Source organism: Desulfosporosinus burensis (assembly GCF_054657535.1).
In genome coordinates this window covers 15,628-38,912 of sequence record NZ_BAAHYN010000013.1, presented here as the reverse complement: position 1 = coordinate 38,912, position 23,285 = coordinate 15,628, and the positions used below count along the sequence as shown (strand labels likewise).

Here is a 23,285-nt window from a genome sequence, read left to right as displayed (position 1 = left end):
GAGAGGAGGAGTTTGAAGATGGGTATTCTTAGACGTCAAGTATATGTCTGGCAATTTCCAATACGTTTTTTTCATTGGGTTAACGCTGTGGCTATCACAGTCTTATTTCTAACTGGAATGTATATCGGACACCCTATTTTTGTGTCACCAGGCGAGGCAGTTCAGAACTTTTTTATGGGAAATGTACGTTACTGGCATGGCATATTCGCCTATGTGTTCACAGCTAATATGTTATTTCGGCTGTATTGGTATTGGGCAGGAAATGAGTACTCTAAATTCCGATTTTGGAAGAAAGATTTCTGGCAAGATGTTGTGGTGACGTTTAAGTATTATACATTTATGACATCAGAACATACGGTAAAAGTGGGTCATAATGCCCTTGCTCAACTTATGTATCTCGTATTCATTTGGATTTCCAGTCTTTTTATGATTCTCACGGGTTTTGCTATGAGCGGAGGTAGTAACCCTAATGGAATCGTGCAAGCCCTGTTTGGCTGGGTTGTTGTAAATTTTAGGGGCGAGTATCAGGTTCGAAATCTTCACCACCTTGTCGCCTGGGGATACGCTGTTTTCTTATTGAGCCACCTTTATATGGTCATCCGCCAAGATCTATTAGATGATGACGGCACGATATCTGCAATGGTTAACGGCTATAAATTCATGATATTTCGCACTGATGATCTGGAAGAAGAGACGCAAGAGCGCAGGCTACTAGAAAAGTAGATTAGATCCTTACTAACAGACAAGTAAACACTGCTTGGGTCCTACAGATGCAGGACCCAAGCAGTGCCCCATAATTCTCGGTACAATGTAACGGAACATAAAAACACCGTCCGTTGGTAGTCCGGATGCTCTCGGGATGTCCCTTGTTCACTTATTAATCGAGAGGGGTTTGAGACAAAGGATCTAGCTAAAGTTCCACAGATACTTTTTCAAATCCACGCACCCGCTTTCCTTTAAGTAGATACCTTCGTTGGATAGGAGTTGTTTTTGATCTGCCCATCCGGGAGTTAAACGACCTTGGCAGTTCACAACCCGATGACAGGGGATGTTGAGAAAATCGGGGGCATGATGCAGTGCTTGTCCAACCATTCTTGAACGTTGTGGGTAACCTGATAAAAAGGCTATCATTCCGTATGTGGCGACACTACCGAGGGGGATATCCATGACGATCTCATAAACTTTATTCGAGAATTCTTTTCCGTTCAAATCTATTCACCTAGCCGATCTTCTTTTAACACCAGTATTGACTGTCCGCATTTTTTCATTATAGTAACAAAAAAATAATTACCAAGCAAGGGAATTAGGAAAGGGCTGCATTCGAGGATTCTGTTGAATGTGACAGGTAAATAATCTTTAAATAATTGGCCAGTCTATTCTCATACATAAAGTGAGAATAGACTGGCTATTTTGCTTGTAAAAAATGCTTGTATAGGTTATAATGAGCACAAGTAATCATAAATGAGCAAAAACAATCATAGAAATGAGCAAAAACGAGTCATTGAAACATGCATAGACCAGGATTAAGCCGATGAGGAAGGTAATGAATATGTTTGCTGAAGAGCGCAAAGCGGAGATTTTGCAACTTATGGAATCCGGTAAACCTGTCAAAGTGGGAGATTTGAGTCAGAGATTTGAAGTTTCCGAATCAACGATACGTCGGGATTTGCAGGAACTGGAGAATGCTGGAATGATCCAAAGGACTCATGGAGGGGCAATTTCGATTCAATCAAGTTTTGAGTTGAGTTATCAGGAAAAAGAGATCCGTTTTTATGAGGAAAAACAAAAAATTGCCAAAGCGGCGGCGGATCTCGTAAAGGACGGAGAAACGGTCTTTTTGGACGCAGGAACAACCACGCTGCAAATGGCCTACGCCTTGCGGGGAAAAACGTTTACAGTCGCGACCAATAGTATGGAGATTGCTCAAGTTTTTGCGGAGGATCTTCAGATCGAAGTGATGGTCTTAGGTGGTAGTTTAAGAAAAAATACTCGTGCCTTGGTCGGCTTCTTAGCTAATGAGATGCTAACTCGGCTTCATTTTGACAAGGTCTTTCTGGCAGCGAACGCTGTTGACCCCGATTTTGGGGTATCGACTCCCAATCTGATCGAAGCTGAAACCAAAAGACAAATGGTGAAAGCCGGTAAAGAAGTAATCTTACTGATGGATCATTCTAAACTATGGGAAAAAGCGATGTGTAAAATTTGCAGCCTCAGTGAGATCAATTTACTACTCACGGATGATGGAATCGAGGAAGAGGATGTAAAAAGGTTAAGACAGTATGTTCAAGTTAAGATTTCAGTTCAGGGTTGAAGCGAACTAGAAGTGGACAGGAGATATGAGGAAGAACTCAATTAGGGGCGAAGGGATGTACCATGAATAAGCTAGAAAAGACGAGAATTGTTACTATAACCCTCAATCCGGCGATAGACCAAACCCTATACTTCTCCCAATTCCAGGTCGGGCAAGTTAATAGGGTTGGAAGAAAATGTTTAGATCCTGCAGGAAAGGGCATTAATGTTGCCAAGGTTATTCAAAGTTTAGGCCACGATGTAGCAGTGAGCGGTTTTTTAGGACGGGAGAATGCCAATTTTTTCGAACAGTATTTTCTAGCGGCAGGAATTTCCGACCATTTTATTAAAGTTGATGGGGCTACGAGAGTCAATACTAAAATTATTGATGAGGGCACTGGGCAGGTTAGCGAACTTAATTTTCCGGGTATTCAATATAATACTTCGAATTTTCAGGAACTGAAAAACGTCATTATGCAGTTGACCGAAGAAGCTAAACTTTTTGTTCTCTCAGGGAGCTTGCCAGAAAATGCACCTCTGGATCTCTACGGGGAGTTGACTGAAATCCTGAAGAGTTATGATTGTAAGGTCTTTCTGGATACCAGTGGAGGTGCCTTGGCAGAGGGACTTAAAGCGAAACCCTATGCCATCAAACCAAATCTGACTGAATTAGAGCAATTAATGGGTCAATCCCTAGAACAGGAAAGAGATGTTTTATACGCAGTTGAGACGTTAATATCTGGAGGGATCACTAAAGTCGTGATTTCACTGGGAGGAAATGGGGCGTTAATCGCAGATGGAAGGCAACGTCTATTAGTTCGACCACCCGATGTCAGGGTTAGCAGTACTGTGGGGGCTGGAGATGCTCTGGTTGCCGGAATGGTCTATGGAGAAGCTCAAGGAATGTCCTTGGAGGAACAGGCCCGTTGGGCCACAGCGGTTGCTGCTGCCTCCGTTGCTCAACAAGGAACCCAAGCCGGCCAACTTTATGAAGTGGAAAAACTTATACCCAACGTAATCATTAAAGAATGGAAGGTGTAACGCATGAAAATTACGGAGCTATTGGCGGATGATTCGATTTTATTAGGCCTTAAGGCTGAGACCAAGGAAGATGTTTGGAAAACTCTGGCTCACAGCTTTCAGGAAATCGGGGCGGTTCATGATGTAGCGCAGTATTTAGCAGACGTAGCCGTAAGGGAAGCGAAGGGCACGACGGGAGTTGGGTTTGGAGTAGCCATTCCCCATGCCAAATCTGAAGGGGTTACCAGACCGGCCTTGGCCATGGCCCGACTGGAAAAGGAAATCGATGTTCAGTCGATGGATGGTTCCCCAGCAGATCTTTTCTTCCTGATCGCGGCACCCACCCAAGGGGAGGATATTCACCTGCGGGCTCTTTCGAAATTAGCGAGGTTGCTGATGCATGGTTCTTTTCTGGAGTCTCTCAGAACGGCTAAAACCCAAGCAGAAGTCAAGGCGGCGATAGAAGCGCACGAGAGTTAAACGTTAAGAAGGAGGGGGAAAGCTTATGAAATTCGTAGCCATCACATCTTGCCCTACAGGGATAGCCCATACCTATATGGCGGCAGAGGCCCTGCAAGTGGCCGCTAAGAAAATGGGACATGAGATTAAAGTCGAGACACAAGGGTCTGTCGGTGCCGAAAACGTTCTTACTCATGAGGATCTGGCGCAGGTAAAAGCTGTCATTATAGCTGCGGACACGTCCATCGACAAGAGTAGATTTGCTGGAATGACTATTATTGAAGTTTCAACGAAAGAGGCAATTAAAGACGCCAAAGGCTTGCTTACCGCGGCGACAAACGCAAAAGGAGGCGCAATCAATCAGGTGGATCAAATTACTCAGAACGGTTCGAGTAGACCTGAGGGAAAGGAATCCAAAACAGGTGTTTATAAACATTTGATGACGGGCGTGTCCTTTATGATTCCGTTCGTGGTGGCAGGGGGCTTGCTGATTGCTTTAGGTTTTGCCGTGGGTGGAATTTATGTTTACAATGTTCCGGGAAGTTTCGGGGAAACGTTATTTTCGGCTGGTAAAGCCGCCTTTACGTTGATGGTTCCAATCTTAGGAGCCTATATTGCGTTTTCGATCGCAGATAGGCCGGGTATTGTTCCAGGTATGATTGGTGGTTTAATGGCCGCTAATAATGGCTCAGGCTTCTTAGGAGCTATGGTTGCCGGTTTTGCGGCAGGGTATATCGTGTTGGCGATTAAAAAGTATATTAAACTTCCGAAATCCCTGCTAGGATTAATGCCAATTCTGATTATCCCAGTGCTTTCAACGGCCATTATGGGCCTGCTGATGGTTTATGTAATTGGTAAACCTATGACTTCATTTAACACGACTTTAGCAGCCTGGTTAACCTCCTTAAACGGTACAAACGCTGCGTTACTGGGCATAATATTGGGTGCGATGATGGCCTTTGACATGGGTGGTCCGGTTAATAAAGCCGCCTATACGTTTGGAGCCGCAACGGTAGCCACTGGTAACCCATCAGCGATCATGGCTGCAGTGATGATCTCAGGTATGGTACCTCCCCTGGCCATAGCCCTTTCAACGGTTCTAACGAAGAATAAATATACCCTAGAAGAGAGAGAAGCCGGAAAGGCTAATTGGGCACTAGGTTTATCCTTTATCACGGAAGGTGCCATTCCGTTTGCGGCAGCCGATCCCTTGAGAGTTTTGCCATCCATCATGATTGGCTCAGCAGTTGCTGGGGGAATATCTATGGCGTTTGGGAGTACCATCATCGTGCCCCATGGGGGAATATGGGTCTTAGCGATTCCTCATGTTGTAGCCAATTTGGTTCCCTATGTTCTAGCGCTGCTCGTAGGAACCCTTGTATCAGCTTTCATCCTTTCAGCGGTTAAAAGACCCGTTACAAAATAGATTCCTTGGGAGGTATTGGAAATGATTACCAAAGAAATTACCATTAGGAACAGCTCAGGGCTCCATGCCCGACCTGCTTCTATGTGGGTCCAGATGGCTAGTCGTTATCAAAGCAGTATCAAAATCAAATCCAACAATTCTGAGGTGGATGGTAAAAGTATTCTAGGAATTTTGTCGCTAGGGTTAGCTTCAGGTAGTCAGTTTGAGTTGATCGTAGACGGTGAAGATGAACAGGAAGCTGCCGAGAGCTTAGAAACTCTCGTAAAAAACTTGGAAAACCAGGGTGAGTAAAATGGATATGGATAAAAACAGTTGGCTTGGTTTAGGGGTATCTGCGGGACGAGCCGCGGGCAAAGTTTGGCTTCTTCGGACCTTTGCGTCAGAGTTGGAGTTTGAACAGGAGGGTGAGATCGATGCAGAACAAGAATTGGCACGATCGCAAAAAGCTGTTGAACTCACCAACCACAGACTTACCCAATACGAGCAACAAGTTCGGACTGAAAAAGGGGAAGAGTTTGCGCAGATCTTTACGGCCCATAAACTATTGCTTACCGATCCTGCCTTTATAGGCGAGGCCCAAAAGAGAATTAAATCTCGAAATTTACTGGCCGAGCAAGCTTTGAAAGAAGTAGCAGCAGAAGCGGTTCAGATGCTCCAGAATATCCCTGATCCGTACTTTCAAGAACGCGCTGTCGATGTGCAAGATGTGCTGGAACAACTGCTCCAGAATTTGCTCGGCGCCCAGGGGTCTGGTGCTGCCTCCTTTCCGGAAACAGGGGATTGGATCGTTGTGGCAGAAGAACTGACACCGGCCCAAACCATTGCGTTGCCTAAGGAGCGGGTACTGGGTTTTATCGTACGCAAAGGAGGCAAAACATCTCATGCAGCCATTCTGGCCCGGACTTACGGGATCCCGGCGGTTAGTGGGGTTGACGCTTCATGGGAGGAATTGACGGACTTAACATGGGCTGAACTAGACGGTGATGAAGGTTCTGTCAAGCGATCTCCAGAGGGCATTACCTTTACTAAAGAAAATGATTCGGGCGAAGAGGAACAAGAGAGTCTGACTGGGATATTCGGAAATATGGTTCTGGCCGCCAATGTCGGAAGTCCGGAAGATTTGCCGTTGGTGCAGAAATTTAAAGCGCAGGGAGTAGGGCTTTACAGGACTGAATTCTTGTTTATGGGGGATCAACTACCTTCAGAGGAAGAGCAGGTAGAGGCTTACAGCAAAGTGATTGCCGCCTGTGCACCTCATTTGACCGTTATCCGAACGTTGGATATTGGCGGGGATAAAAAAGCACCTGCTTTAGAGCTGCCGAAAGAACAAAACCCCTTCTTAGGTGTACGGGCTTTGCGCCTGTGTTTGCGCAGACCGGAGGTATTTAAGGTTCAGCTTCGGGCGATCTGGCGTGCTTCGGCAGCAGGTCCGTCAGCTGTGATGTTTCCTATGATTGCTACACTTGAGGAATTGCTCCAAGCTAAGGAACTGCTCCAGATAGCTCGGGACGAAGTGGTAGGAGAAGGATGGGCTATTGGCAAACTGGACGTAGGCATGATGATCGAAATTCCTGCAGCCGCTTGGAATTCTCAACGTTTAGCCACAGAGGTTGATTTCTTTAGTATCGGTACGAATGATCTGACCCAGTATATGTTGGCGGTAGATCGAGAAAACAATGAGCTGGCAGACTTATATCAACCGCATCACCCAGCGGTATTAGGCATGATTGCCCGAGTGAGCCAAGCCGCAGAAAAGGCTGGCATTTGGGTGGGCATTTGTGGTGAGGCCGGAGGAGACAGTTTATTGGCACCTTTCTTCGCCGCATTGGGGATCAAGGAACTAAGCATGGCCCCGGGGTCATTGCCTAAAGTCCGTCAGACTCTGACCAAGTTGACCTTTGAGGGTGTGGACAAGCAGATGTTCGTGGACTCAGTTCTGGATTGTGCCACTGCAGCAGAGGTTATGGAGCAATTAAATAGATTTAGTGCATGATTGGATATCGGTCTAAATAATTCTTAGGGTAGGCGGTACTATTTAACAAGGGTTGAATTCTTGAGATTCAACCCTTGTATTAATTCTTGTGAGAAAGAAGGTGAAAAATTGCTTACGGTACGCCAGTTAGTTGAGGAATTCAAGTTTGAGGTTCAAGCGGGACATGAAGGATTAGACAAAGAAATCTCGGAATACAGCTTAAAACGTCCGAGTGCCGAATTGGCGGGATATTTAGTGCATTTGACTCCCCAGCGCCTGCAAGTGTATGGGAGGACTGAGTTAGGACTCATCCAGCAATATGAAGAGACAGAACGGCGCGAGCATCTAGCCCAAGTGATGGTGGCAGGAGTCCCCTGCGTGATTATCACCCGAGGTTTGGCAATCCCTCGAGAGTTTATTGAATTAGCAGAGGAACGCAAAATACCTCTCTTAACAACTCACCGATCAACGACTCAACTTTTTTATCTATTAATCCGTTACCTCACGAATCAGTTAGCTCCCCGTACCCTAGTGCATGGAGTGTTAGTTGACGTATATGGCGTCGGGGTTTTGATTACCGGTGAGAGTGGGATCGGCAAAAGTGAGGCAGCTTTAGAATTAATCAAAAGTGGTCATTTATTGGTGGCTGATGATGCTGTGGAAGTTCGTCGGGTCGATGAAGAAAGTTTGCGAGGCACTGCCCCTATTCGGATTAAACACTTGCTTGAAGTGCGCGGTTTAGGAATTCTTGATGTGACGACCCTATTTGGAGCGGGTGCAGTACGAGACGAAAAAGATATCCAGTTTATTGTACACCTAGAAGAATGGCAGCAAGAAAAGTTATACGACCGGTTAGGAATTGATCCACCTCAAACACGGCAGATCTTAGGGATCTCAATTCCGGAGATCACCGTTCCAGTTCGTCCGGGGCGTAATCTAGCCACCATCATTGAAGTCGCAGTGATGCAAAGGCAAATACCCTCGTCAGGACACCCATTCCGTTCTTTTTAGTCCGTTTGCAAACGCCTCCCGATGTTTATTAAATCCAAATTTTAACTTAATAGGAAATAAGGGCAGATCAATGTTTTGTTGGCATAGTAATTGCATCTTATGCATAGGGACAAAGATGGGGAGCTAAAGGAGGTTGAAATTGACAAAATGACAAAAGTAATACGTCTTGAAGAAGCTATCAGTAAGATTGAGAATGGAATGACCATAATGGTCGGAGGGTTTATTGGATGTGGAGCTCCAAGCCAACTGCTGGAAGAGGTCTGTCGGATGGAACTCAAAGAGCTGACCCTCATCGCCAATGATACGGGTATCCTCGGGGATGCGATGTCTCAACTCATCGTGGAACGATGCGTTAGTAAGCTCATTGCAACCCATATCGGCACGAACAAAGAAACCGGAAGGCAAATGTCAGCCAATGAGCTTGAAGTCAAGCTGGTACCCCAAGGAACGTTAGTCGAGCAGATTCGGGCAGCCGGCGCGGGTTTAGGAGGAATTTTGACCCCAACTGGGATTGGAACGATTGTGGAGGAAGGGAAACAGAAGCTTGTAGTCAATGGTACAGAATATCTTCTCGAACTCCCTGTTCGCGCTAATGTAGCCTTACTAAATGCCTATAAAGCGGATAAGGCTGGAAATCTTGTCTATCGTCGTGCTGCTCGCAATTTTAATCCAATCATGGCAATGGCCGCAGACCTTGTCATTGCTCAAGTGGACCATATCGTGGAAGTTGAGGAAATCGACCCAGATGAAGTCATGACCCCGGGTATATTTGTGGATTATTTAGTTCAGAAACAGCCGCGGGAGGTGACTAACGTTGGATAAGGAAGCAAGAATGGATTGGCTTGTTAAACGAGTGGCTCAAGAATTCAAAACTGGAGATGTCGTTAATTTAGGGATCGGAATCCCTACTAAAGTTGCTAACGCCCTACCCGAAGGAATAAAGATCATCCTTCAATCTGAAAACGGCTATTTGGGTGTTGGTCCTGCACCTGAAGCTGGAAAAGAAGATCCGGATATGGTTAATGCTGGAGGTCAATATGCTACCATCTTACCGGGCGGTTGCAGTTTTGATAGTGCCATGTCCTTCGCCATCATTAGAGGAGGTCATGTGGATGCTACAGTGTTAGGAGCTCTTCAAGTGGATGAAGAAGGAAATTTGGCAAGCTGGATGATTCCAGGCAAGATGGTTCCTGGAATGGGTGGAGCAATGGACCTGGTAGTCGGTGCACGACGCGTGATTGTTGCAATGGAGCATGTTGCCAAAAATGGTGGCCTGAAAGTTCTGAAGAAGTGCACTTTACCGTTGACAGCAGCAAAGCAGGTCAATCTGATTGTCACGGATATGGGGGTTATCGAAGTAACCTCCAAGGGTTTGGTGCTTAAAGAAATTGCACCGGGTTTAACCTTCGAGGAAGTGCAAGCATGTACAGAGCCTATACTAATCATACCGGAAAAGTATTAGTTTGAGCGAACTCGCTTCGCTCGATAATTCAGTGGGGGTCTCTACCCTCCCCCACTGAATTAGAAGGTATAATAATGAATTGTGCAGAATTCAGCTCCCGACGGTCATGGACGACCTAGTGTCGCTGTAGCCAAGGATGGCGAGAAGCGACCACTTATAGAAGTAGGAGACTTGTTTAAAGAGTTAAGGCAGAAAGGAGTGTTTCAATAAATACTATGAAGCAAGGAATTCAGGCCGACCAGGTTTTCAAGTGTGCTGTAGTTCAGTCAAATCCCATTATTGGAAATAAAGCATACAATTTAGCCAGAGTATTGAAAACGATGGAAGCCGCGGCGGCAAATGGAACTAAACTTATTGCCTTTACTGAAGCTGAATTGACAGGATATTCTTTTAACGACTATCACGAAGCTAAAATCTACGCTGAGGAAGTCCCCGGACCAAGCACCAGAACAATAGTTAATAAAGCCCGCAAGTACGATATCTACGTGGTAGTCGGTTTATTGGAACATTTACAGGATAAATTATTTAATACAACCGTCCTAATCGGACCTGAGGGGATCATTGGCAAGTACCGTAAGACTCACCGGATCTACCTCGGAGCTGATCGATTCTCAGAGAAAGGGGATATACCTTATACTGTTTATTCCACCCCTATTGGAAATATTGGATTAATTATCTGTTACGACCTCCTGTTTCCCGAAGCCAGTCGGGTTTTGGCCTTGCAAGGCGCAGATATTATTGTTAATTCTACCAATTTACCCTCAGGCTCAGAAAGCTTTATCGATACTTTGCTTCCTGCCCGCGCCCTAGAGAACAGGGTATTCATGATCGCCTCCAGCAGGGTCGGTATGGAAAGAGGGATGCCATTTATCGGGGCCAGTTCCATCGTGGATCCTTACGGCAGGTTTCTGGCCCAAGCCGGTTCGGATCAGGAGGAAATAATTTATGCTGACATCAAAGTGGGAAGAGCCCGCAGTAAGCAAACCATCATCAAATCTGGAGAGTATGAGTTTAATATATTCAAAGACCGTCGGCCTGAGTTCTATGGTGAACTATGTTTGAAACGAGAAAACAGAAAAATTTGATCTGTGGTATGTTATCCTGAAAAAACTCCGCATTACATTAAAGTGATGCGGAGTTTTTGGTTTAAGTGTTTTTTTGAGTGGAGATGAATTCTATTCCCTTATATTAACCGAAAAATCAATAACCCGGCGCTAAAGACAATTCCTGCCCAAATTAGGGCCATCACGCAGTATCCCATAATATCGCGGACATTGAGCTTGGCAATAGCAAGAAGTGGCAAAGCCCAAAACGGCTGGATCATGTTGGTCCATTGGTCGCCATAAGCTATACTCATTGCGACAGTAGCTGGATCAACACCTAGTTTTAGCGCAGCAGGAATGTTGATTGGCCCTTGAACAATCCACTGGCCCCCACCGGACGGGACAAATAGATTAATGATTCCGCCGGCCAAGAACGTAAATAATGGGAAGGTAATCTCGTTGGAAAAAGAAACAAAGCCGTTGGCGATTAAGGCTGCTAAGCCGGAAGTAACCATGATGCCTTGAATTCCTCCATATAGAGGGAACTGCAAAGCGATGCCGCCTGCACCTTTGATCGCTTCATTGACGGCACGGACATAGTTAATAGGTCTAAGATGGAGTATTACGCCAAGGATTAAGAAAATAAAAATTACGATATTTAGATTGAGATCAAAGCCTTTCATGGCAAAATGACGGACTAGATAAATCACACCGCCAAGGGCAAAGAGCATATTGATAATAATCGAATTTTCCAACCGGCTAGCAAACGTAGGGCCAGTCGATGCCAGATGAGGTGATGCGGTTGCTGCCGATTGGGCTTTGGCCTCCTCGGCAGCCACGAGATCGTGATCAAGCGAAATAACGTCGTCCTGTTTTTTAGATTTGGCTATTAAGTAGAAAAGTACGGGCATAGTTAGAATAAGAAACCAAGTGATGACTAAATTTTCAGCCGAGAAAACTGTACGGGACATGGGTATTATCCCAGTCAGTTTTTCAACCAAGTGTCCTTTAGTGGCCACAGCCAAAGGTATTGAACCGGAAATCCCTCCGTGCCAAACTACAAAGCCTGCATACCCTCCGGCCACAAGCAATGGGTAATCGCTACCCTTAACCTTTTTGCCAAGTTCTCTTGCCAGTAAAGCAGCGACGACCAAGCCAAAACCCCAACTCACAAAGTTGGCCATCCCGGCAATGAGAACGACTAAAAACGCTGCACCTGCTCCAGTCTTGGGAATGGAGGCTACGGACGATAGAATCTTCTTAATCGGAGGACTGGAAGCTAACGAATGTCCAGTAACCAGAATCAGGATCATCTGCATGGCAAATGTGAGAATACCCCAAATCCCATCACCCCACATTCCGATCAAGTCCAACGGACCTTTACCGGTTAGGAGCAAAGCAAGAATATAGGCTATAAACGTAAGGACAATGGCAAACAGATAAGCATCCGGTAAGTACTTCTGAACAAGATTAACAAAAAACTTAGACATTTTATTTAACATTGAACAACCTCCTTTAGCATTATCATTATGTTGTATTGACTTCTAATATAATTTAATCGTTTAATCATCACCTCCGTAAGAAAACTCTTTGAAGCTAAAAATTCTTAAAGGTTTTCGGATCCTAAAGAAGAGTCATTATCTTAAGAATTTTCAGAGTATTAGTATCATATATGCAAGATTTATTCCATTAATCCTTTCTGATATTCATGAGACAATAATTAGTCATTTTCTCTCTCCGTGGGTAATTAAGAGATGAGAAACAGTTGGACAAAATAATATAAGTGTGAAAAATTATGCAGCTCTGCTGCGCAATTCTCTGCACTTATAACCAATAAAAAGTATAATTTCATGATACAATCACAACCACCCGCTCAGCGGGTGGTTTGCTCTAGCCCTATAAGGGCTGGGTACAGGCTGAGCCTAAAGGCTCGCTGAAAGTTTCGCCAACCGCACCCTGTCCCGAACTACCCCTAAAGGGGTTGCGGGGCTATTTTTTCTTGTTCTTTTCTACTGGCTCACCCGTAAACGGGTCAACAAACTCTTTGATAGTTAGCTGATCTGCCGCGATATCCTCTTGTAATTGTTTACGGATATATTGTTCTATTGCCTTTTTGTTCCTCCCTACTGTATCTACATAATAGCCTCTGCACCAGAAATGCCTATTCCCATACTTGTACTTTAAGTTCGCATGCCTATCGAAGATCATCAACGAACTTTTTCCTTTGAGGTATCCCATAAAACTTGATACACTTAGTTTCGGAGGAATAGACACTAACATATGAATGTGGTCTGGACATGCGTTTGCTTCTATGATTTCTACTTTCTTGTAATCACACAATGTCCTTATTATCTTTCCTATATCCCCTTTGATTTTTCCATAGATTATTTGCCTACGATATTTTGGGGCAAACACTATGTGATATTTACAGTTCCACTGCGTATGTGCTAAACTTTCTGTATCCATTGGGATCTACCTCCTTTGTCTTAGTGCGGCTGACGAAACCGGCACTATTTTAACAAAGGTAGGTAGTTTTTTCTACTCATAGCTAAAGCTTTTTGGAACCACCTGCATAGCAGGTGGTTTTCGTTTAGACAAGAAAGGCACGCAGTATTTCTACTGCGTGCGCCTTTTCTGTACTTATTTCCGCTGTCCGTGCAAAATGGGCACGCGTTTCCGATTCACGCTAATCCATGTTCCTGGATCTTATAAAGTAAACCGCGCCGGGAAATTTGTAATAGCCTGGCTGCATGAACCCGGTTTTCATGGGTTAGTTTGAGTGCTTCGGCAATATGCCTTTTTTCTGTATCTGCTAATGCCTCTCGCAGGGGAGTAAATGTTGTACATTCTGTCGCATGCAAAGTGACGGGTTTTCCGAATTCTTCCTTGCTGATTTCTAAGGGAAGGTGCTCCGGTAAAATGATTTTGGAGTTACTCATGATCAGAGCATGTTCAATCGCATTTTCCAGTTCGCGCACATTGCCTGGCCAGGAATAACGGCTTAGAACGGTATAAACTTCCGGAATAAAAACGACACCTTGCCTTCCTATATCGGAAGCATAACGGGAAAGCAGATAATCTGCTAGGAGGGCTATATCGTCGTCCCTCTCACGTAAGGGGGGGAGATTAATAGAGACTACATTCAAGCGATAGTATAAATCTGAGCGAAAGCGTTTTTCTTCGACTTCTTTTGGCAAATCCCGGTTAGTGGCGGCAATGATGCGAACATCTGTTTTGAAGGTTTTGATTCCACCGACCCGTTCAAATTCCCGTTCCTGTAAAACTCTTAGGAGTTTGACCTCGAGGGCAGGGCCAAGTTCAGCTATCTCATCGAGAAAAAGGGTGCCTCCTTCAGCCAATTCAAACTTACCAGGGCGCTGGGATATGGCGCCGGTAAAAGCCCCTCGTTCATGACCAAACAATTCACTTTCCAGCAGACCTTCCGGAATCGCCCCGCAGTTGACCTGGAGAAAGGGTTTTTGCCAGCGATCGCTGTTATAATGTATTGTTCGTGCCACCATACCTTTACCTGTACCACTTTCTCCGGTAAGTAAAACAGTGGCTTTGGAGGCAGCAACCCTACCGATGCTTTTATATACATCTTGGATCTTGGGGCTTCTGCCGATAAGCTGACCCGGTCCGGATGTTACCCGGCTCAATGTACGCACCTGTTCGGTTAAGTATTCGAGATCTTGGGTTAGTTTTCTTATATGGGTGCTTCCTTCACCTACTTTACTCTCAACCCAAATATGTCCATGATGGATTTCTATGATCTTGGAACTTACCGCCAATCCTAGACCCGTTCCTCGATCCTTGGTTGTGAAAAAAGGATCGAAAATCCGGGGTAGGTTTTCCGACAAGATACCAGTTCCGTTATCTTCGATGTTTATTTTCACACCCTCCGCAGCGGAAACAGAAGATACGATAACTTTCCCAGTTTGATTTGGCAAGGCCTGAACAGCGTTCAATAGCAAGTTAACCAACACCTGTTTGATATGTTCACTATCCACATAAACCCAACTTACTGAGGGATCTAGTTCTTGCTGTAATAATACGGAGTTTCTTTTCATAATCGGCGCTAGTAACGTAAGGGTTTCCTGTAACAGTTCATTAGGGTTTACCATGATCACATTGTTTTTTGAGGGCTTAGCAAAGTACAAAAGGTCCTCCACGATGGAATTAAGGCGATTTATCTCTTTGATAATCACATCTCCGAAAACCCGGGAAGAATTATCGGGGGGTAATTCATCTAAAACTATTTGAACGCTCCCTGAGATAGCTGCAAGTGGATTTCGGATTTCATGTGCTACACCGGCTGCCAATTCCCCGACTGCAGCCAAATGGGAAATTTTACTGACCCTTTCTTCAAGTTTTTGGCGCTCTGTCAGATCTTTAAATACGACCACTGCCCCCAGAATATCCTTTCCATTCTTCAATGGGGACGTGCTTACACTGATGAGGACGGTAGCGTCATCAGGACGCGAGAGCTCTACTTGGTAGCCAATGAAAATTTTGCCTTTATTTATAGTTTCAAGCAATGGGTCACTAAATGAAAGGTTATTCCCAAAGAAACTTATTAATTTCTCGGCTAGGGAATCCTTGGATAATCCGGTGATAGTGCAGGCAGCATCATTAAGGGCAGTAATCCTGCCTTCAACATCTACGGTAATAATACCGTCAGCCATGCTTTGCATGATGATTTCGGTATGGGAACGGGTATTCATTATACTTTGAGCCATTTTGTTAATAGCTAGGGTAATTTCGCCAAATTCAGCTGCAGTTTCCGGCAAGCGATAGGTTAAGTCATCACGGAGTCTCCTAAGACCAGTGATAATACGTTGAATGGAATTGGAGATCTGGTTGGCGAGAGGTAAAGCGGTACCTAAACCTACGGTTAAAGCAAAGCCTAAAGCTAGATACATTACAGTTGTCATGGCCATTATTTGTTTCCAGATACTCACTGTCAGTTCATTAGCCCAAGTGTAACCAATGACTTGCCTGTTACGGATCAAGGGAACGATCAGCGTCAAGTATGTAGAAGACAAAGAAACCGTAAATAGTATCGTGAATTTGCTTTAGAACTCATCCTTGACAGCTCTTAAAAATGGCAAGGGTTTGTGGGTGCGATTTTGCACCACAAAGTTGAAACAAGGGGACAGGTTCAGTGTTTTGGATTTGGAAGCCAAAACAACTAACCTGTTCCCTTGTTTTCTTTTCCTTCCCCTTGTTTTCCCTTGAGCCATTAGTCAATTACGTTTGTTTTGTGGTATATTATTTATCAACGATAATTAAGAACTATATGGGAGGGTACTTTATGGATAACCAAAAAACATTAGAGAATTTAATGGAAGCTTTTGCTGGAGAATCTCAGGCTAATCGAAAATATATTGCTTACTCTAAAAAAGCTGAAGCAGATGGTAAAAAGAATGCTGCGAAGCTTTTCAAAGCAGCTTCAGATGCCGAAACCATTCATGCCCAAAAGCATTTCGAGGTTGCCGGTAAGATTAAATCAACAGTAGAAAATTTAAACGATGCAGTTAATGGAGAGAATCATGAATACCAAAGCATGTATCCAGAATTTTTAAAAGTGGCACAAGAAGAAGGAAATCAAGCTGCAGTGCGAACGTTTACATATGCTCTAAAGGCCGAAGAGGTTCATGCAAGACTATATAAAGAAGCACTAGATAATCTGGAGCAGGAGGAAGAAGTATTCTACTATCTTTGTCCTATTTGCGGAAACATTGAGAAGGTAGTGCCCGAAAGATGTTTTTCTTGCGGTACTTTGGGAACCAAATTCATTAAGTATTAGAAATTGGCTTCAATGGATGAACTGCCACATGATTGCTTTATACAAGTTAAGATGTAATCCCTAGTCTCAAATCCTCACCTTTAACTAGGGGGGATTCTTTTATTTACTTAGGTCGAAAACGAACTATAAGGACAAGCGGCTAAATTGGTGTTCCAAATATGGATAGCTGCTACATATTTGAACACTTCTTACGAAGACAGGATAATAAGGCACTTTAAGCGTTAACTAACAAAGGTTGTTCCATCGCAGAACAACCTTTGTTAGTTTAGGTTTAGACAAAGACCGGGGCCTACAATAGTTAAACAATTCAGAATATTGGCATAAACATTGCATGTATAAGAGTAGAAGGAACTAGTCATAAAGAAATGGAGGTGAAAGTAGCTAAAGACGTTACGTTTGAATCCTTAAGTTTAGCCAAAATAAATGTTGAGGAGATGAAACAATGGCAAAGATGCATCCCTAAGTAGGAGAAAGGAGAGATTAGTATGACAACAGCATTATTAGTTGTGATAGGTGTTATGTGGTTGCCTGTTGCATTACTCTTTTTGGGTTATGGTGAGCCAAAAGGAACTGGTGCGGCTACTAGTTTTGTAGGAATTATAGTTGTCATTGGAGCTATAATTCAGTCATCGTACTTTAAAGATCCATTGACAGGCGGATTGCTTCTTGCTCACGCGGTATTTTATTTATCTGTTTCTTATGCGCTTTTGACGGGTTTAGAAGACATGAGATCTATAGGTAATGTTGCCTTAACTGTCGCAATAATTTCTAGCATTTATGCAATAATATTTTTTAGTGGATCAAGTCTAGTAGCAAAAAGTAACTATTTAGGTTTAGCGTGCGTAGGTTATGTGGTTCTGACGTTAGAAGTCTGGTTAAATGCCTATGGTAAATTCCCTGCCAAAGGTCTGGCTTGGTCTTTAATTGCTTGGACAGTGGTTGGACTTTGGATTCCTGCTTATAATTTAATGGTTTTTGGAAAGCTTCCATTTTAAATTTGTTAAAAATAATTATGAAAAGCGACGTAAGAAGTGTTCCATTATGGATAATTGTTCCATAATGGAACACTTCTTACAAAGACTGGATAATAAGGAAATTTAAGAGCGCGTTAGGAAGGGGTGTTCCATTGTGGAACATCCTTTTTTTTAGGGTTAGACAAAGATCAGGGCCAGCAGTAGTTTAACAATTCTGAATATTGGCATAAACATTGCATGTATAAATAGTAGACGGGACGGGTTACAAACCAAATGGAGGTGAAAGTAACTAAAGACGTTACGTATGAATCCTAAAATTTAGTCAAAATAAATGTTGAGGAGATGAAACAATGGCAAGGTATGACAAAATGGCTTATGGCAGTGCAGCCGAAATGATCTTCGGTTCAGCTAAAAATCCAATAACCTATGGCTAGGGTTTTTCGGTTGGCTCAGGTAACAGGGACAGCCCTGATGACCACCACAATGACCGCTTTTGAGAAAATATCGAACCAATTGACTCATGCGGTATCGATATACCGTTTGTTTGTGGCGGTGGAGCGGTATCTAACGAGTAAGTCACTGCTTACAAGTTAGGGGTCTATGGCAAAGATGCTCAGCAAGCTCCTAAAATGATATCTGACGTATCAAATGGCTTTAGTTGGCAGGAACTGAGAGAGAAATATAACTAAGAGTATGGTAGCAGGGTGAGAGTTGAAAAAGTCATGTGGTGGTTCCAGCCCTAATACCTTGACCTGGCTACTTCAAATAAAAGCTAACCCGGTAACGGGGTTGATTTTTGCCTATATATTTAGCCACAGAAAAAACAGTTTACACTAAAGGTCCTTTAGTTTAATTTTGCTTTTTAAATTATTAAATGAAGGAGTTGTTTAAACAATGTCCCAAGAAATTTTGGATCGGCTAAAACAAGGGGTTATCGATTACGACGAGGATGCAGTCAGTAATGCGGCCAATGAAGCTTTGGCCCAAAACGTCAATCCGCATTCAGCGGTCTTTGACGGACTGGTACTTGGCATGGTTGAAGTCGGTCGTCTGTACGAGGAACAAGAGTATTTCGTACCGGAAATGTTAATGTGCGCTGACGCTATGTACGTTGGACTGAACATTCTTAAACCCCATATGTCTAAAAAAGAAGGTGCCTCAAAAGGGGTTGTCGTAATGGGCGTTGTCCAGGGCGATGTGCATGACATAGGCAAGAACATCGTTCGCATGATGTTTGATGCCTCCGGCTTCGAAGTTCATGACCTTGGAAGGGACGTACCTCTTGACAAGTTTGTCGAGGAGCAACTGAAAACGGATTCAGATATGGTTTGTCTCTCGGCAATGATGACCACGACGATGGTGGGGATGAAAGAAATTATTGAAAAGATCAAGGAAAAGAATCCCAAGTGTAAGATTATGATTGGCGGGGCGCCGGTAACCAGTGATATAGCTTCGCGTTGGGGTGCTGACGGCTATGCCCGGGATGCCAACAATGCGCTCAAAGATGCCATTAATATGATTGCCTCGTTGAAAAGTATTTCTTAGTAAAGTTAATCGATGAGTATTCTTAGTTATGGTAAGGCCGTAAAATAGGCTATTTAAGTAGAAACTTGGGTGATGACAGCCAGTCTCCATAGTCTGAAAGAGGTATTTTCAGTGCGGGGTCATTGAGATAGGGTTCTTTTCGCATATATTGTTGCACACTCAAAATGACTTTGAAAGCGGATGTGTTCAGTGAAGTCGTTAAGAGCCTTATGATCATGAAAAAGGTTTCTCTTCATAATAGTAAAGAATTATCGATTACTATTATTTACCATAGTTTCTGAAAATTTGCCTAATTTCTAACAAAAGTATTTTTTATATGATAAAATATACTTAGCATCTCTAATTTTCTTAGGCAGTGGAGTTGAATCTTAAGGTAAGTGCGGTGTGCTAACATGAGACATAAAGCAGAGAGAATAAAATCAGCCTGGTCAAAATTCATTGAAAATTCTGAAATTGAGCCTTATATTATTAGAGAAGCCGTTGCGAATTCTTGGCAGCGCTGTTGGGACCGACGGCTTAATCCTTATGCACAAATTGATCAGTTACTTAATCAGCAAGAGATATTGGCTAAACCACAGCAAGAACTGATTTCACTCACTACGCCTTTTGTGAATAATTTGTATAATTTCGTTAAAGGTTCGGGCTTTTTGGTTATTTTAGCTGACAACCGCGGAGTGTTACTAGAGGTCTTGGGTGATCCGGTAGTGAAGCAAAAGGTAAAACACCTGGGATTTGCAAAAGGAGTAGATTGGAGTGAAATCTCAATAGGTACTAACGCAATTAGTTTGGCTCTCATTGAAAAGAAACCTTTACAAGTTTTCGCAACTGAGCACTATTGCCGAGTCTTTCATGATTTGACCGGAGCGGCAGCACCTGTTTTAGGACCAAATAAAGAATTACTGGGAGTGCTTGTATTATTCGGCATTTACCTAGATTACCATCCCCATAGTCTAGGTATAGTAGTAGCAGCAGCTCGAGCTATTGAAAATCAAATATTATATAATACTGAAGTTAGCAAGCTAGCTTTTGCTTATAGTCATGTCAAAACAATCATGGAAACTATGTCTGAGGGCTTAATTTATATTAACGGAGAAGGTTTAATTGTTAACTTGAATCCCGTTGGAGGTAAAATCCTTGGTCTCAACCCAGAAAATTGCCTCGGTCGTCCAGCTGAGGAAATTTTTGGTAAAGATTTTATTCTTTTGGATGTATTAAAGACTGGTCGGACCATCGCCGAACGAGAGGTTGCTTGGGAAAACGGTCGTGTGCACCGAAGGTTTACATTAAACTGCAAACCCTTTATCGTTACTGACGGTTCAGTTAATGGTGTTATAGCTACTCTTCGTGAAATTAATACGGTTCATAGATTGGCTAATAGCATAGCTGGGGCTCAAGCAAGCTTAACATTTGATGATATCATAGGTTCAGATGACAAACTACTTGTAACAATTAATAGAGCTCAAAAAGTAGCCCGTAGCGGGAGTACAGTCTTACTTGAAGGAGAAAGTGGAACAGGTAAAGAACTTTTTGCTCAAGCTATACATAATTATAGTGCCCGCAAAAATAGTCCATTTGTGGTTGTTAACTGCGCTGCTATACCCAGAGGATTGGTCGAAAGTGAGCTTTTTGGATATGAAGATGGGGCATTTACTGGCGCACGTCGAGGTGGGCGTCCAGGTAAGTTTGAGTTGGCTAGTGGTGGAACCATTTTCCTGGATGAAATTGGTGACATGCCTCTTGAAATTCAGGCTAGCCTATTAAGGGTTTTGCAAGAAAGACAAATCAGCAGAATTGGAAGTGAACGAGCTATCCCGGTCAATACTAGAGTCATTGCAGCTACCCATAGAAACCTAGCCCAAGAGGTAGAAAAAGGAAACTTTAGGTTGGATCTCTTTTATAGACTAAACGTAATTTCCCTAACAATACCAAGTTTACGGCAACGCAGCTGTGATATCAGTATTTTGGCAAAGTATTTAATACAAAAAATAGGTAAAAAACTCGAGCTAGATGGTACGGAAATTTCCCGAGAATTTTATGAGGCGTTACAAAGCTATTCTTGGCCTGGTAATGTAAGAGAACTTGAAAATGTGATCGAACAGTCCCTTTTTCTTGCTGATGGTGGTCTCTTGCTGCCCCAGCATCTACCAGCCCGAATAACCGGACAACAAGTAACAACTCTTAATCCTGCTAATGGGCTGCTTTTACGTCAATACGAAGCCGACATGATTCGCAAAACCTTAACCATGTGCAATGATAATGTTAGCCAAGCTTCTAAGATCTTGGGTATTGGGCGTAACACTTTGTACCGTAAATTACGCCAGAATGCCAGCATTAATTGAATGCACTCAACTTCACACTAATGCACCTCGATAAAAAATAGTATGGAAATTCTATTAGTTCAAAATACATTGGGGTTGATGATTAATAGACAGGGGGCGTGCATGTGAAACCTAATCAAGAGTTTTCAAATATATTTGTTCGTTATGACTTAAATGCTTTACATAAGGATTCAAGATCAAAGGAAAGTAAAACTAAGTTACCACGTAGCAGCTTACAAGCAGTTATGTACACGGTAATAGCTGGTGAAAACGAAACTATTTCAGAAGTTGTCAAAGAAGCGCTAAAGCAGCACACACCACTTGAAGTAATTAGGGAGGGATTGATCAGGGGTATGGAAGAGGTTGGCCATCTCTGGGGAGAACGGATTTACTATCTTCCCCAAACATTAGCCGCTTCTGATACCATGCAAATTGGTATAGAAATTTGCGAAGCGATGATGGGTCATTCTTATAAGAAAAAGGCGGTGGTTGTTACCCATACAGCAGATGGAGATTTGCATGATTTAGGTCAGAAAATTGTTAATGCCTTGCTTCGGGCTAATGGCTTTGAAGTAATAGATCTTGGCAAAGATGTACCAGTTGAAGAGGTTTTGGTAGCTGTGGAAAAATATCATCCGGTCATGTTAACGGGAACGGCTGGGTTAACTTTAACCATGAGCGCGTTTGAACGAATTTCGCAGGAGTTAAGCCATCGGGGTTTAGAATTGCCTTTTGTCTGTGGTGGTGGTGGTGGAGTCACAGCAGACTTTGTAACGAGTTTTCAATTCGGGATTTACGGAGCGGATGCAGCCCAGGCCCCACAAATGGCAGAAGACGCTCTTGCGGGTAAGAGTTGGTTGGAGTTAAGGAGAAAGTATAATGGGTAATTTAGCCCATAGGCCGTGAAGCGGTTATGGATCAGGGATGAAAAAGCCTTCGATATTATTCCAATTCGTATCAGCTCCTATAAAATAATCAGAATATCCATACTATAACCTTAGGCAGACGCTTGTGCAAACCATAGAAAAATTGGAACAGGAGCGAGGTGAGTATGACGAAAACGACGATTAAAGCGGTTCTGATAGACCTATCAAATGAGCAAAAGGCGCTATTAGACCATATGATGCTCGTTTTCTGTACGGCCATTCGCTACTCGTTTAAGCGACAACTCGAAGGACAACGGATCGGAGACTTGGAAAAGGTAGTGGCGCATAAGTACCACTTGAATATTCGGCAAGCTAAAGACGCAGTGGAGTCGACAAGACAGACGATTGCTTCACTAACCTATTCATAAAACGAAAGGAAGTGAATACACCTGGTTTATGGTTAGTGCGTAGGAAAGAACTACTGGGGATTGCTTAACGATGAACTTTGAATTAACCACTGCACAAGTACCCTCAGTTGAAAGGCTTGTGCGGAGTTGTTTTTAGGGGCGACTAACCGTCGCACGTCTGTTGTACTTAGTTGGTGAACTCAATTAAGGCGTTATGGGCGTTTAATACGAGAGTATTGACTTTAGTAGCAGAATCCTGTGATGCTACCACTTTGTTTAGTCGGCGAAGTGAAAATGCTGGATGTATAGGTTTGTCCAGTATTTAGAAACCAGGAAATAACTGTTGACGAAGGTTAAGGTCTTCGCAGGTGCCTGTGGTTTCACAAGTGTAATACAAGTTCAGTCTGGGGGACAAACCACCGTTAAGGTTAGGATTATTTCTGCCTGTACGATGTTGAGGAGTATGAACAAGGATATCGCTGAACTGGACTGGAAAAAGGGCATATTTGATAAGATTACTGAATCGGTAATTTACCGATCGGCAGGGGAACATATAAAACATACTGATTGCCCTGTCCCATGTGCTATCATCAAGGCTATCCAAGTGGAGATTGGCGCCGCAGTTCCCAAAGACGTTAAAATCCGAATCCAGAAGTTTGATAATAAACTAGATTAAAAACTTAT

At 43.4% G+C, this 23,285-nt stretch carries 24 protein-coding genes; 20 read left to right on the top strand and 4 right to left on the bottom strand.

The annotated features are described in order from the left end of the window. The first annotated feature begins 18 nt into the window (after positions 1-18). The gene (gene cybH / locus ACYQ3Q_RS21115) at positions 19-723 is read left to right on the top strand and encodes a Ni/Fe-hydrogenase, b-type cytochrome subunit (RefSeq protein WP_459930472.1); all 705 of its coding nucleotides are present in this window, start codon (positions 19-21) and stop codon (positions 721-723) included. 183 nt (positions 724-906) lie between these two features. Here cybH and ACYQ3Q_RS21110 read toward each other — a convergent pair whose 3' ends face one another. Further along, the gene (locus ACYQ3Q_RS21110; protein WP_459930471.1) at positions 907-1,209 is read right to left on the bottom strand and encodes an MGMT family protein; all 303 of its coding nucleotides are present in this window, start codon (positions 1,207-1,209) and stop codon (positions 907-909) included. Positions 1,210-1,543: 334 nt separating this feature from the next. Here ACYQ3Q_RS21110 and ACYQ3Q_RS21105 point away from each other — a divergent pair, with 334 nt between their 5' ends. The 11 genes from ACYQ3Q_RS21105 (at position 1,544) to ACYQ3Q_RS21055 (ending at position 10,724) form a co-directional block, all read left to right on the top strand. Next, positions 1,544-2,311 (top strand): DeoR/GlpR family DNA-binding transcription regulator, encoded by a 768-nt coding sequence (locus ACYQ3Q_RS21105; protein ID WP_459930470.1) that lies wholly within the window; start codon positions 1,544-1,546, stop codon positions 2,309-2,311. A gap of 62 nt (positions 2,312-2,373) precedes the next feature. After that, positions 2,374-3,330, top strand: a complete 957-nt coding sequence (gene pfkB, locus ACYQ3Q_RS21100; RefSeq protein ID WP_459930469.1) for a 1-phosphofructokinase — start codon at positions 2,374-2,376, stop codon at positions 3,328-3,330. 3 nt (positions 3,331-3,333) lie between these two features. Then, on the top strand, positions 3,334-3,789 hold the full coding sequence (locus ACYQ3Q_RS21095) for a PTS sugar transporter subunit IIA (protein WP_459930468.1): 456 nt from the start codon (positions 3,334-3,336) through the stop codon (positions 3,787-3,789). Between the two features lie 25 nt (positions 3,790-3,814). Further along, positions 3,815-5,194, top strand: coding sequence for a PTS fructose transporter subunit IIC (locus ACYQ3Q_RS21090; RefSeq protein WP_459930467.1), 1,380 nt, complete (start codon positions 3,815-3,817; stop codon positions 5,192-5,194). A gap of 21 nt (positions 5,195-5,215) precedes the next feature. Further along, positions 5,216-5,485, top strand: coding sequence for an HPr family phosphocarrier protein (locus ACYQ3Q_RS21085; RefSeq protein ID WP_459930466.1), 270 nt, complete (start codon positions 5,216-5,218; stop codon positions 5,483-5,485). Position 5,486: 1 nt separating this feature from the next. Further along, positions 5,487-7,187, top strand: a complete 1,701-nt coding sequence (gene ptsP, locus ACYQ3Q_RS21080; protein WP_459930465.1) for a phosphoenolpyruvate--protein phosphotransferase — start codon at positions 5,487-5,489, stop codon at positions 7,185-7,187. 108 nt (positions 7,188-7,295) lie between these two features. Further along, entirely contained in the window at positions 7,296-8,177 is an 882-nt protein-coding gene (gene hprK / locus ACYQ3Q_RS21075) for an HPr(Ser) kinase/phosphatase (protein ID WP_459930464.1), read from the top strand. A 147-nt stretch (positions 8,178-8,324) separates the two neighbouring features. After that, positions 8,325-8,999 carry a CoA transferase subunit A gene (locus ACYQ3Q_RS21070; RefSeq protein ID WP_459930463.1) on the top strand — a complete coding sequence of 225 codons (675 nt, stop codon included), beginning with the start codon at positions 8,325-8,327 and terminating at the stop codon, positions 8,997-8,999. Further along, positions 8,992-9,639, top strand: a complete 648-nt coding sequence (locus ACYQ3Q_RS21065) for a 3-oxoacid CoA-transferase subunit B (protein WP_459930462.1) — start codon at positions 8,992-8,994, stop codon at positions 9,637-9,639. Before ACYQ3Q_RS21070 ends, ACYQ3Q_RS21065 begins: the two co-directional genes overlap by 8 nt. 81 nt (positions 9,640-9,720) lie before the next feature. Beyond that, the gene (locus ACYQ3Q_RS21060; RefSeq protein ID WP_459930461.1) at positions 9,721-9,849 is read left to right on the top strand and encodes a hypothetical protein; all 129 of its coding nucleotides are present in this window, start codon (positions 9,721-9,723) and stop codon (positions 9,847-9,849) included. Between the two features lie 5 nt (positions 9,850-9,854). Next, the gene (locus tag ACYQ3Q_RS21055) at positions 9,855-10,724 is read left to right on the top strand and encodes a carbon-nitrogen hydrolase family protein (RefSeq protein WP_459930460.1); all 870 of its coding nucleotides are present in this window, start codon (positions 9,855-9,857) and stop codon (positions 10,722-10,724) included. Positions 10,725-10,822: 98 nt separating this feature from the next. Here the strand turns inward: ACYQ3Q_RS21055 and ACYQ3Q_RS21050 are convergent, their stop codons facing one another. From ACYQ3Q_RS21050 to ACYQ3Q_RS21040, 3 genes are all read right to left on the bottom strand, one after another. Next, entirely contained in the window at positions 10,823-12,184 is a 1,362-nt protein-coding gene (locus ACYQ3Q_RS21050) for a short-chain fatty acid transporter (RefSeq protein WP_459930459.1), read from the bottom strand. 487 nt (positions 12,185-12,671) lie between these two features. Continuing rightward, the gene (gene tnpA / locus ACYQ3Q_RS21045) at positions 12,672-13,148 is read right to left on the bottom strand and encodes an IS200/IS605 family transposase (RefSeq protein WP_459927517.1); all 477 of its coding nucleotides are present in this window, start codon (positions 13,146-13,148) and stop codon (positions 12,672-12,674) included. 215 nt (positions 13,149-13,363) lie between these two features. Next, positions 13,364-15,727 (bottom strand): sigma 54-interacting transcriptional regulator, encoded by a 2,364-nt coding sequence (locus ACYQ3Q_RS21040; protein ID WP_459930458.1) that lies wholly within the window; start codon positions 15,725-15,727, stop codon positions 13,364-13,366. A gap of 269 nt (positions 15,728-15,996) precedes the next feature. Here ACYQ3Q_RS21040 and ACYQ3Q_RS21035 point away from each other — a divergent pair, with 269 nt between their 5' ends. The 8 genes from ACYQ3Q_RS21035 (at position 15,997) to ACYQ3Q_RS21000 (ending at position 23,277) form a co-directional block, all read left to right on the top strand. Beyond that, a complete protein-coding gene (locus ACYQ3Q_RS21035) occupies positions 15,997-16,491 on the top strand; it encodes a rubrerythrin family protein (protein ID WP_459930457.1) in 495 nt (164 codons plus the stop codon). Positions 16,492-16,976: 485 nt separating this feature from the next. Further along, positions 16,977-17,486 (top strand): AmiS/UreI family transporter, encoded by a 510-nt coding sequence (locus ACYQ3Q_RS21030; protein ID WP_459930456.1) that lies wholly within the window; start codon positions 16,977-16,979, stop codon positions 17,484-17,486. Positions 17,487-17,891: 405 nt separating this feature from the next. After that, the gene (locus ACYQ3Q_RS21025) at positions 17,892-18,059 is read left to right on the top strand and encodes a hypothetical protein (protein WP_459930455.1); all 168 of its coding nucleotides are present in this window, start codon (positions 17,892-17,894) and stop codon (positions 18,057-18,059) included. A 300-nt stretch (positions 18,060-18,359) separates the two neighbouring features. Continuing rightward, positions 18,360-19,010 (top strand): cobalamin B12-binding domain-containing protein, encoded by a 651-nt coding sequence (locus ACYQ3Q_RS21020; protein WP_034141794.1) that lies wholly within the window; start codon positions 18,360-18,362, stop codon positions 19,008-19,010. A gap of 392 nt (positions 19,011-19,402) precedes the next feature. Further along, positions 19,403-21,349 (top strand): sigma-54-dependent Fis family transcriptional regulator, encoded by a 1,947-nt coding sequence (locus tag ACYQ3Q_RS21015; RefSeq protein ID WP_459930454.1) that lies wholly within the window; start codon positions 19,403-19,405, stop codon positions 21,347-21,349. A gap of 104 nt (positions 21,350-21,453) precedes the next feature. Further along, positions 21,454-22,215, top strand: coding sequence for a B12-binding domain-containing protein (locus ACYQ3Q_RS21010; RefSeq protein ID WP_034141803.1), 762 nt, complete (start codon positions 21,454-21,456; stop codon positions 22,213-22,215). A 164-nt stretch (positions 22,216-22,379) separates the two neighbouring features. Further along, positions 22,380-22,622 carry a hypothetical protein gene (locus ACYQ3Q_RS21005; RefSeq protein WP_459930453.1) on the top strand — a complete coding sequence of 81 codons (243 nt, stop codon included), beginning with the start codon at positions 22,380-22,382 and terminating at the stop codon, positions 22,620-22,622. A 322-nt stretch (positions 22,623-22,944) separates the two neighbouring features. Beyond that, positions 22,945-23,277 carry a DUF6951 family protein gene (locus tag ACYQ3Q_RS21000; protein ID WP_459930452.1) on the top strand — a complete coding sequence of 111 codons (333 nt, stop codon included), beginning with the start codon at positions 22,945-22,947 and terminating at the stop codon, positions 23,275-23,277. Positions 23,278-23,285 lie beyond the last annotated feature (8 nt).